The organism is Nocardiopsis sp. TNDT3 (assembly GCF_003427465.1).
In the GTDB taxonomy this organism is placed as follows: Bacteria; Actinomycetota; Actinomycetes; order Streptosporangiales; family Streptosporangiaceae; genus Nocardiopsis; species Nocardiopsis dassonvillei.
This window is the reverse complement of the sequence record NZ_QPFC01000848.1, coordinates 1-9813: the sequence shown is the minus strand read 5'-3', so window position 1 is coordinate 9813 and position 9813 is coordinate 1. Positions and strand designations below refer to the sequence as shown.

Annotated in this window: 10 protein-coding genes and 1 pseudogene; 3 read left to right on the top strand and 8 right to left on the bottom strand. The window is 70.5% G+C overall.

Annotation, left to right across the window (positions count from 1 at the left end; translation table 11 throughout):
- Window positions 1-802, top strand: a pseudogene (locus tag DQW06_RS20480) (hypothetical protein); the annotation flags it as partial.
- 257 nt (window positions 803-1059) lie between these two features.
- Here DQW06_RS20480 and bldC read toward each other — a convergent pair.
- Entirely contained in the window at window positions 1060-1263 is a 204-nt protein-coding gene (gene bldC, locus DQW06_RS20475) for a developmental transcriptional regulator BldC (protein WP_013155387.1), read from the bottom strand.
- Window positions 1264-1967: 704 nt separating this feature from the next.
- Window positions 1968-2819, bottom strand: a complete 852-nt coding sequence (locus DQW06_RS20470; RefSeq protein WP_036552281.1) for a hypothetical protein — start codon at window positions 2817-2819, stop codon at window positions 1968-1970.
- A gap of 233 nt (window positions 2820-3052) precedes the next feature.
- Here DQW06_RS20470 and DQW06_RS20465 point away from each other — a divergent pair, with 233 nt between their 5' ends.
- Complete coding sequence (locus DQW06_RS20465) at window positions 3053-3280, top strand: DUF3073 domain-containing protein (protein ID WP_013155385.1); 228 nt, start codon at window positions 3053-3055, stop codon at window positions 3278-3280.
- A 210-nt stretch (window positions 3281-3490) separates the two neighbouring features.
- Here DQW06_RS20465 and purM read toward each other — a convergent pair whose 3' ends face one another.
- The 3 genes from purM to DQW06_RS20450 all read right to left on the bottom strand — a co-directional run bounded on the left by purM (window position 3491) and on the right by DQW06_RS20450 (window position 6640).
- The gene (purM, locus tag DQW06_RS20460) at window positions 3491-4555 is read right to left on the bottom strand and encodes a phosphoribosylformylglycinamidine cyclo-ligase (RefSeq protein ID WP_013155384.1); all 1065 of its coding nucleotides are present in this window, start codon (window positions 4553-4555) and stop codon (window positions 3491-3493) included.
- 102 nt (window positions 4556-4657) lie between these two features.
- Window positions 4658-6154, bottom strand: coding sequence for an amidophosphoribosyltransferase (purF, locus tag DQW06_RS20455; RefSeq protein WP_026338063.1), 1497 nt, complete (start codon window positions 6152-6154; stop codon window positions 4658-4660).
- Window positions 6155-6163: 9 nt separating this feature from the next.
- A complete protein-coding gene (locus DQW06_RS20450) occupies window positions 6164-6640 on the bottom strand; it encodes a sterol carrier family protein (RefSeq protein WP_013155382.1) in 477 nt (158 codons plus the stop codon).
- Window positions 6641-7064: 424 nt separating this feature from the next.
- Here DQW06_RS20450 and DQW06_RS20445 point away from each other — a divergent pair, with 424 nt between their 5' ends.
- Entirely contained in the window at window positions 7065-7682 is a 618-nt protein-coding gene (locus DQW06_RS20445; RefSeq protein WP_013155381.1) for a DUF47 domain-containing protein, read from the top strand.
- A 189-nt stretch (window positions 7683-7871) separates the two neighbouring features.
- Here the strand turns inward: DQW06_RS20445 and DQW06_RS20440 are convergent, their stop codons facing one another.
- The 3 genes from DQW06_RS20440 to DQW06_RS20430 form a co-directional block, all read right to left on the bottom strand.
- Window positions 7872-8198 carry a helix-turn-helix domain-containing protein gene (locus DQW06_RS20440; RefSeq protein WP_013155380.1) on the bottom strand — a complete coding sequence of 109 codons (327 nt, stop codon included), beginning with the start codon at window positions 8196-8198 and terminating at the stop codon, window positions 7872-7874.
- The gene (locus DQW06_RS20435; protein WP_117199120.1) at window positions 8198-8548 is read right to left on the bottom strand and encodes a type II toxin-antitoxin system RelE/ParE family toxin; all 351 of its coding nucleotides are present in this window, start codon (window positions 8546-8548) and stop codon (window positions 8198-8200) included. Before DQW06_RS20435 ends, DQW06_RS20440 begins: the two co-directional genes overlap by 1 nt.
- 118 nt (window positions 8549-8666) lie before the next feature.
- Entirely contained in the window at window positions 8667-9632 is a 966-nt protein-coding gene (locus DQW06_RS20430; protein WP_013155378.1) for a nucleoside hydrolase, read from the bottom strand.
- Window positions 9633-9813: the final 181 nt, after the last annotated feature.

The window sequence follows — 9813 nt, the reverse complement described above, 5'->3', positions numbered from 1 at the left end:
GAACGGGGGCTCGGGGGGCGACGGGGACACCCCCGCGGACACGGGGGACCAGGACGCGGCCCAGGCGAGCGAGGAGCCCTCCGACGCCCCCCGGCACGAACCGCAGGAGGGCGCGTCCCCCAGTCCCTCCGGCTCCTCCCCGAGCGCGGCCGGGGACGTGCTCCTCCTCGACGGGGCCGCCGCCGAGACGGTGTCCACCGACGGCAACGCCGTGGAGTTCACCCTCGCCGACGTGACCGCCACGGCCACCGCCGGGTACGACGGCGTGACCGAGACGACCTTCGCGCACGGCGACCTGACCGCGTTCGGCGTCTCCGCCGGGCCGCTGGGCAAGAACGCCGACGGGACCGTGGTGGCGGAGGTCCTGGAGGTCTTCGACGAGGACGGGGACGTGGCCCTGGAGGTGCCGGTCCGCATCCGCTTCGAGGCCAACGAGACCACCTTCCGGGACCAGGACGAGGACTGGGACGGGCGGGGGAGCCGAAGCTGGATGACCGTGTGGGTGCAGGTCGGAGAGGTCGGCCAGGAGAGGGGCTTCGCGGTGGACTTCGCCGACGCGTGGGCGCTCGGGTCCACCTACGCCGCGACCACCCCGCCCTCCCCGGGCGACAAGGGCGACCCCGAGGAGGAGTCGCCGCGGCCGGAGGAGGCCGCCGGGGACGACGACCGCCTGGCGACCACGGGCAGCTCGCTCGCCGCGCTGATCACCGCCGCGGTGGTGGCGGTCGGCGGCGGCGCGGCCGCCACCTTCCTGGCCCGCGACCGCACCACCGCCATGGACGACCGGATCGAGGACTTCTAGCCGGCGCCCTCCGGGACCCGCCGCCCGGCTCCACCGCGTGCCCGGGCATCCGTGTGCCCGGCTTCGCTGGATGTCCTCACACGGCCCCGGGCGGAGGGCCCGTCCGGTGGGAACGTCCGGGCCCGCCGCCCCTCGGCGCCCGGACACGCGGAAGGCGGGCCTCCTGTGGGAAGACCCGCCCTCGACCTTTGTCAGCCGCTGTCAGCGGCCGGAGCCCGTCCGACCGTTCCCCCCGGAATCGGCGCAGACAGGGGAGATCACTCCGTACGCTGGCTGGGGATTCCGGCCAGCAGGGCGCGGACTTCGGTCTCGCGGTAGCGGCGGTGTCCGCCCAAGGTGCGGATCGAGGTCAGCTTGCCCGCCTTCGCCCAGCGTGTCACGGTCTTGGGGTCCACACGGAACATGGTGGCAACCTCGGCGGGGGTCAACAGGGGCTCCGCCTCGGGCGTGCGAGTTGACATGTGTACGGCCTCTCCTCCTGGATCTGTGTGCCGATCCTTGAGCCTTAATCCTGGCACTTGGCCCGGATGTCCAATATTCCCTCTAGGTCTATATTGGCATCACCCGAGGTGATTGTACGACCACTCCAAGCAACTTTGCACGTGGGAGGCCAAAGAAAGCCGCCCGTGGCCGCGTCACGCTAAGTGATTCTAGCGACACGTTTAGTGGCATGTGGCGTATTCGGTCAAAACTTCGTTCTCCGGCCTCGTTTTTCTCGATGCGGAGTGCCCGAAGTGCTACGGCTGCCTGACCGAAACCCGGCTCCGTGGAGCGTGGCGGCGCCTTTGGCCCTCGGTGGGCGGTTCGCGTGCGGGGGAGAAGGCGGACCGGCGGGGGAGGGGCGCCGTGTGCTTCGGCTGACGGTCGGGTCGCGCGGATTCCCCGCGTGACAAGGGTTTCCTGGTTACTGAGGGTGCGCTCTGTGATCGTTTGGCTACAGTCTACGCCGATCCCTATCGGGCGTTATGCCCAGTTTCACGACTCTTGATGTCGTGCGCGGACGACGTCCGGGCTCGCACCCTTGTCACGTGCGAAAAGATGGCGGAGGAAGAGCGAGAAACCTGGTGTACCAGGTTGGTAACCGGCGTGGCGCGCACGTGTCCGCCCTTTCGGATGACGACAGAAGGCGGTGGGTGTCCACGAAAACGTGGTGACACCGTAACCCTCAGTTGGCGTGCTCCAGTGCGCGTACCGACCTCCAGCGCCGCGTGAGCCTCTCGCGCAGCTCCACCACGCGCCGACCGTCCCCCGTCGCCAGGGCCTCGATCGCCCCGGCCACCTCCGCCACCGAGTGGTCCTCGCCGAGGTGGTCGTCGCTGAGGAGGTGCGGCAGCCCGCCGTAGTCCAGCTCCAGCAGCGAGTCGGGGTGCGCGGTCAGCGTCAGCCAGTCCGTCAGCTGCTCGGTGGCGGCCGACACCGCGTGCTCGCCGATGTGCTCGCGCAGCACCGCCGCCGTCTGCTCCAGCCGCCTCAGGGCCAGCGAGGTCCGTGTCAGGTACAGCAGGGTCCGGGTGGAGTTCGCCGACAGCACCAGGCACCGCTCCTGGGCCTCGAAGGGCACGAACCAGGGGATCGGCACGGTCCAGTTGCTCGACAGGATCCCCGGCCGCACCAGCGCGCCCGAGTCCCGCCACTCGCGGTACTCCTCCTCCGCCCGCTCCGCCTCGTCCACGGGCACGAACGCCGTGCTCACCCCCACCGGCATCGTGCTGGTGAACTCCGTGAAGGCCCGCCACGAGCGCAGCCGGGTCTGCCAGGGGCAGACGTACAGCCGCTCGTTCACCCGCCGCAGGTAGGCGTTGCGGCTCTCCTCCGCCGGCGCCACCACCGGGGGCGTGGCCACCAGGCGGCTCAGGCTCTCGGCGTGCTCCGCCGCCAGCGCGTTGATCCGCCGGGGCCGGTCGGGGGAGGCGGCGTACTCCTCCCAGTAACCGCGCTCGTACGGAGAGAAGGCGTTGATCGGCTGGTAGACGCGGAGATAGGCGGTGTAGGGCAGCACGAACGCATCGTGGCACATATCGTTGTCTGTGGCACTCACCACGGGTAGCCTGTGCGGCCGCCGTTACGTGCGCTCACCACATCCGTCACACCCGGGTGGCGTAGGCACGACGGGGGCCGACCAGGTACGGTTGTGTGTGTACGTAAGCTGGCGCCTGTCGTCAGTCGCGTTTGACGGCCGTCAGCCCGATAGTGCGGGTTTGTAAGTGATCTGGGGTTCGTCGGAACCCAATCGTTGAGGGGGTCGAGCCAATGGGGCGCGGCCGAGCCAAGGCCAAGCAGCAGAAGGTCGCCCGGAAGCTCAAGTACAGCTCCGGCGGGACCGACCTTGAGCGGCTGCGGTCGGAGCTGGGTGTCGCTGAGGACGAGGGGTCTCCCTCCGGGCCGTCGGGTCCGGATGATTCCTACGCGGATTCTCACGACGACCTGGTCGACCGCTACGCGGATCTTGCCGACAAGTACTCGGACTCGGACAAGTAGTACCCGGAGTACCCGGCAGCACCGGTATCCAGCAGGACCGGTACCCGGTAGGGCCGGTACCCGGCAGACCGAGACCTTCAGGTCGCTCGGACAACAACCGCTGACCTGTGGCGGTCACGGCTCCCGCACCCGGGAGCCGTAGCGGACAGGTGGATATAGCCGGTGCGAACCACTGCGGTGGTTCGCACCGGCTATGTTCGCGTCCGCTCCTCACGCGCCGCGGTACTCGCCGGTCAGGACGGCCCGTCCCGAACCGGCCGTCACCGTGCCCAGCCGCCAGGCCGGGACGCCGCGGTCGGACAGTACCCGCAGGGCGCGCTCGGCGTCGTCCGCCGCGACGATCGCCGCCATGCCCACACCCATGTTGAACGTGGCCTCCATGTCCTCCCGGCCCACGCCCCCCTTGTCGGCCAGGTAGCCGAACACGGGGGCGGGTGCCCAGGTGGAGCGGTCCAGCTCCGCGTCCAGGTGGTCGGGCAGTGAGCGCGCCAGGTTGGCCGCCAGCCCGCCGCCGGTGATGTGCGCGTAGGCGTGCACCTCCACTGCCGCGGTCAGCGCCACGCAGTCCTTGGCGTACACCCGGGTCGGGGTGAGCAGCACTTCGCCCAGCACCCCGTCCAGCTCAGGGACGTGCGCGAACAGGTCCAGGTCCGCCCGGTCCACGATGCTGCGGACGAGCGAGTAGCCGTTGGAGTGCGGGCCCGAGGAGCCCATCGCGATGACGGCGTCGCCCTCGCGGACCCGGTCCTGGCCCAGGATCGCGTCGCCCTCCACCACGCCGGTGCCCGCACCGGCCAGGTCGTACTCGTCCGGCTCCATGGCGCCCGGGTGCTCGGCGGTCTCACCGCCGACCAGCGCGCAGCCCGCCTGGTGGCAGCCCTCGGCGATGCCGCCGACGATCTCGGCGATGCGCTCGGGCACCACCGCGCCGCAGGCGACGTAGTCGGTCATGAACAGGGGCTCGGCGCCGCTGACCACGAGGTCGTCGACGACCATCGCCACCAGGTCGATGCCGATCGTGTCGTGCCGGTCCATCTGCTGGGCGAGCATCACCTTGGTGCCCACGCCGTCGGTGGAGGTCGCCAGGACCGGGTCCTTGTACTTGTTCGTGTCGAGCCGGAACAGGCCCGCGAAGCCGCTGGCGTCGGTCACCTGCTCGGGCCTGCGGGTGCGCGCCACGTGGCGCTTCATCAGGTCGACGGCGCGTTCGCCGGCGGCGATGTCCACCCCGGCGGCCGCGTACGCGCCCGACGTCCCCGTGCTTTCGGCTGCCACGCCAGTTCTCCTCGTGCTGTGTCGCTTGGTGGTGCGGTCCCCGCCTCCCCTCCCAGGGCACGGCGGAGCCGCCGCGCGGGCCCGTGCGGGCCCGGCGGCGGACTACTTGTCGCTGGTGGCCAGCGTCGATCCCTCGGGCGTGCCGCAGGACTTCTCCAGCAGGTACTTGCCCCGGGCGTCGTCGCGCACCTCGATCGGGTACACGCCGTCGAAACAGGCCCGGCACAGGTTGTCCTTGGGCACCTCCGACGCGGCGATGAGCTCGTCGAGGTCCACGTAGGCCAGGGAGTCGGCGTTGACCGAGGCGGCGATCTCGTCCACGGACATGTTCGCCGCGATGAGCTCGGCGCGCGTGGCGAAGTCGATGCCGTAGTAGCAGGGCCACAGCACGGGCGGGCTGGAGATGCGCACGTGCACCTCGGCGGCGCCCGCGTCGCGCAGCATCCGCACCAGGGCCCGCTGGGTGTTGCCGCGCACGATGGAGTCGTCCACGACCACCAGGCGGCGGCCCTCGATGACGTCGCGCAGCGGGTTGAGCTTGAGCCGGATGCCCAGCTGGCGCAGGGTCTGGCTGGGCTGGATGAAGGTGCGCCCCACGTAGGAGTTCTTCACCAGGCCCTGGGCGAAGGGGATGCCGCTGGCCTCGGCGTAACCGACCGCGGCGGGCGTGCCGGACTCGGGCACCGGGATGACCAGGTCGGCCTCCACCGGGTGCTCCTTGGCCAGGCGGCGGCCCACCTCCACACGGGTGGAGTTGACGTTGCGGCCCGCGATGGTGGTGTCGGGACGGGCCAGGTAGACGTACTCGAACAGGCAGCCCTTGCGGCGGGCGGGCGCGAAGCGCCGCGAACGGACCCCGCGCTCGTCGATGGTGAGGAGCTCGCCCGGTTCGATCTCGCGCACGACCTTGGCGCCCACGATGTCCAGGGCGGCGGTCTCGCTGGCGACCACCCAGCCGCCCGCGCCGGAGGTCTCGCCCAGGCGGCCCAGCACGAACGGGCGGATGCCCTGGGGATCGCGCGCCGCGTACAGGGTGCCCTCGTCCATGAACACCAGGGAGAAGGCTCCCCTGACCTGCGGGAGCAGTTCGAGGGCGGCGTCCTCCACGGAACTGCCGCTCCTGGCCCGCTCGGCCAGCAGGTTGGTGAGGACCTCGGTGTCGGTGGTGGCCCCCCGGCGCGTGTCGGGCAGCATCGCCGCCAGTTCCGGGGTGTTGATCAGGTTGCCGTTGTGGCCGAGCGCCAGACCCCCCTCGCGCGCCGTGTAGAAGGTCGGCTGCGCGTTCTCCCACACCGGCGACCCGGTGGTGGAGTAGCGGCAGTGGCCGATCGCGAGGTGGCCGCGCAGGGAGTCCAGGGTCGCCTCGTTGAAGACCTGGGAGACGAGTCCCATGTCCTTGTAGACGACGATCCGTTCCCCGTCGCTCAACGCTATGCCCGCGGACTCCTGACCGCGGTGTTGCAGAGCGTAGAGGCCGAAGTAGGTGAGCTTGCTGACTTCTTCGCCGGGCGCCCAGACCCCGAAGACACCGCAGGCGTCCTGCGGGCCGCGTTCGAGCGGATCGAGATCCATGGTGAGCCGGCCGTCGGAGTACGACACACCCACAGCTTAGTGCCTGGCCGTCGGCCGGGCACCACCCGGGGGAGGTACCGGCCACAGGGGCAGGTGTCCGGACAGGTCGGAGCGCACGCCGCTGGCCCGCACCAGGTGCTCCGACACCGCCTGTTCCCAGGGGGTGCGGCCGGTGGCCACGCGCAGCCAGGTGAGAGGGTCGGTCTCGACGACGCCCGGCGGTGTGCCGCGGGTGTGGCGGGGCCCCTCGACGGCCTGCACGGCGCCGTACGGCGGTACGCGCACCTCCAGGCTGTGACCGGGAGCACGGTCCGCGAGCACCGCCAGGGTGCCCCGCACCGCGGCCTTGAGGGCCGCGCGCACGGGCTCCCCGGCGCGCAGCACGGCCTCGGCGCAGGCGGCCACTGCGGCCTCGTCGTTCCCCTCGAAGGGGGCCTCTCCCAGTTCGGAGAGCTGTTCGTCCAGGGACGCGCGGAGGCGCCGCACGGCGCTCGCGCTCAGGGCGGAAGGCATGGAGGTGAGCCTACGGGCCCGAACCGCGGCGTGGCCGGGTGATCGGCCCGTTGAACGGAGGGGGTACTTGTTATTGCGGCCAAATAGACCGAAGGTGGACATCGAAGAACCCCGGTGGAACTGTCCACCGGTCTCCGCTCGATTGGGTGATTCCTGTCTCAGCGCGACGCTGGCCAGCGGGAGCGGGACACGGTAGCGTCCCGAACCGTCCCGGTGTTGTCGAGATTGGGAGGATTGCGATGGACCCCGCACCCCCAGGGTGTTCCACGCGGCGGCACCACCAGATGAATAAGCGGTGACTAAGCCCGTGCCAGCCCAACCCCTCGGCGCCGGACCGGCGCCGCCCAGCCCGGCCGCGCCGGACCAACTGGCCGACGCGCTTAACATCCACCAAGGAACACCACCGCACCATCGGGAGAACGACGTGCGCCTGCGCTTGCGCCCGCGTGATGACAGTTACTACGAGATGTTCACCGACTCGGCGAACAACCTGGTCATCGCGGCTCGCCTGCTGGTGGAGCTGATGAGTGACGGCGCCGACCGCGAGGCCATCACCGAGAAGATGCGCGCCTGCGAGCACGCGGGTGACGACGCCACCCACGCGATCATGCGACGCCTCAACAAGAGCTCGGGGACACCCATCCACCGGGAGGACATCTACCGTCTGGCCTCGAACCTGGACGACGTGATGGATTCCATGGAGGCCGCCGTCGACCTCATCGGCCTGTACGGCCTGGAGCGCCTCCCCAAGGGGATCATCGACCAGATCGAGGTGCTGGAGCGCGCCGCCGAGCTGACCGCCGAGGCGATGCCCCGCCTGCGCACGCTGGAGGACCTGACCCGGTACTGGATCGAGATCAACCAGCTGGAGAACCAGGCCGACCGCATCTACCGCAAGCTCCTGGCCCGCCTCTTCAGCGGGGAGTACGACGCCCTGACGGTCCTCAAGCTCAAGGACGTCATCGAGGAGCTGGAGACCGCCGCGGACGCGTTCGAGCACGTCGCGAACACGGTGGAGACCATCGTCGTCAAGAACGGCTGAGGCTCCCCGGACCGCCCCGTGGGGGCCGGCGGCGGGCGGGCGTGCCCCCTCGCACGCCGAAGCCCCCGGGGGCCGCTGGAGCGTCCCGTCGCCCTGCCGCGCACACCCCTCGTCCCGGCCCGGGCCGAGGGGCGGGTTCACAGGCCGGTGACGGTCCGGTTCGGGACGGTGCCCGGTGGTGTGAACGATCTACGCGGCGCTGGAGTCGGGTTCCTGTTCCGTAGGGGTTTCCATCCGTACCCGCAGAACCAGCCCCAGGGCTTCGGCGATGCGCTCCAGTGTGGGCAGTGTCGGCTCCGTGCCACCGTGCTCGAAACGGGCGATGCTGGACTGGGGCATGCCCGCCCGGCGCCCGAGTTCGGCTTGGGACCAGCCGAGCTGCTCCCGCCGCAGCCGGACGGTCTCAGCCAGTTCGAAACGCAGCCGGGTGAGTTCGTAGGCCTCTCGGACTCCGGGCCGGTCGAAGCGCTCGGACGACTTCAGTTCGGACAGGGTCCTTCTCGGTGAGGTACTCATCATTCCTCCTCGCCGTCGATGGTGTGACCGGCGCGCAGACACTCGTTCATGGCCCTCGTCGCCCGCCTGACCTCGGCTGACTCGCGCGCCCGGGTCTTGCGGAACACGGTCAGCATGATGATGCGTCGCTCGCCCGCGATGTAGTAGGTGACGCGCACCCGCTGCCCACCGCAGTAGAAGCGCAGTTCCCGCGGTTTGCCGTCCAGTTGGCTCGTGTAGGGGAACCCCAAGCCGACTCCGCGGGACTCAAGGAGGTCCAGGTGGAACATGGCCTGCGCCCATTCCTCGTCAGACAGCGCCTCCAGCCATAGCTCGGCTTCCGGCTCCAGTTCGATGCTACCCCAGCTCATAGCATCGATGCTATGAGCGTGGCGGTGCGGTGTTCCGCGTTCGTGCGGATGTTATGGATCCGTGGCACATGGCATGGAGAAGGTGTCCGTCAGGTGCCGGGCAGCCGGAGGTCGGAAGCTACAGGCCGGTGACGGTCCGGTTCGGGACGGTGCGCCGGGACAGCAGCCCGGCGAGGTGGTCGAAGAACCCGTCGGCGTCGATCTCCTCGATCACCGTCGCGTTCGCCTCCAGCCCGTGCACGCCCCAGGACATGGCCGAGTAGCCGCGGGTCAGCTCCCCGGCGGTCTCCACGTCCACGTGGTAGCGCGCGGAGCGGCGCACCAGCTCCGGGTGGAGCAGCACCGCGGCGGTCAGGGAGTCGGGGTGGGTGGTGCCGTCGATGCCCACGCTGCGGTCGAACTCCAGCGTCGCCGCGCACACGCGCCCGAAGAAGTCCGACAGCGGCGTGCCGAGGGCGGCGAGGGCGTCCAGCCGCTCCTGGCCGAACACCGCCTGGCGCAGCGTCAGCGGGTCCCAGGGGACCACGGTGATCTCGAAGCCCGCCGCGAACACGGCCTTGGCCGACTCCGGGTCCACGTAGAAGTTGAACTCCGCGGCGGCGGTGATGTTGCCGCGGCCGTTGTTGGACCCGCCCATGACGTAGAGGGCGCCGACGTTGCGGGCGAAGTCGGGGTCCTTGGCGGCCGCCATCGCGATGTTGGTCAGCGGCCCGATCGCCACGATCGACAGCTCGCCGGGGTTCTCCGCGGCCAGCCGGACCAGGGCGTCCGCCGCGTGCTCGCGCTCGGTCTCCAACCCGGAGACGTCCATGGACAGGCCCCCCGACCCGTCGCCGTGCACGTTCTCCGCGCTCACCCACGGGCGCACGAGCGGACGGCGGCAGCCCAGGTACACCGGCACCTCGCCCAGGCGACCGGCCACGCTGAGGGTCAGGAAGGCGTTGCGCACCTGCTGGTCGAAGCCGACGTTCCCCGCGACCATGGTGATGGCGCGCAGGTCCGCCTCAGGGTCCAGCAGCCCGATGAGGAGGGCCACGCAGTCGTCCTGCGCGGTGTCGGTGTCGATCACCAGCGGTGTGGTCACGCCTGTCCTCGTGTTCTCTCGTCCGCGGGGGCCTCCTGCGGTCACTCGCCCACCGGTCATCCCAGGGGTACTAGCAGCGGTCTAACCGAAGCGACCACCCCATCACCGGTCGTCCCTGGTGGGGAGGGGTGGATGGAGCGGCTTAGTCGAAGCGACCACCCGATCACCGGTCGTCCCTGGT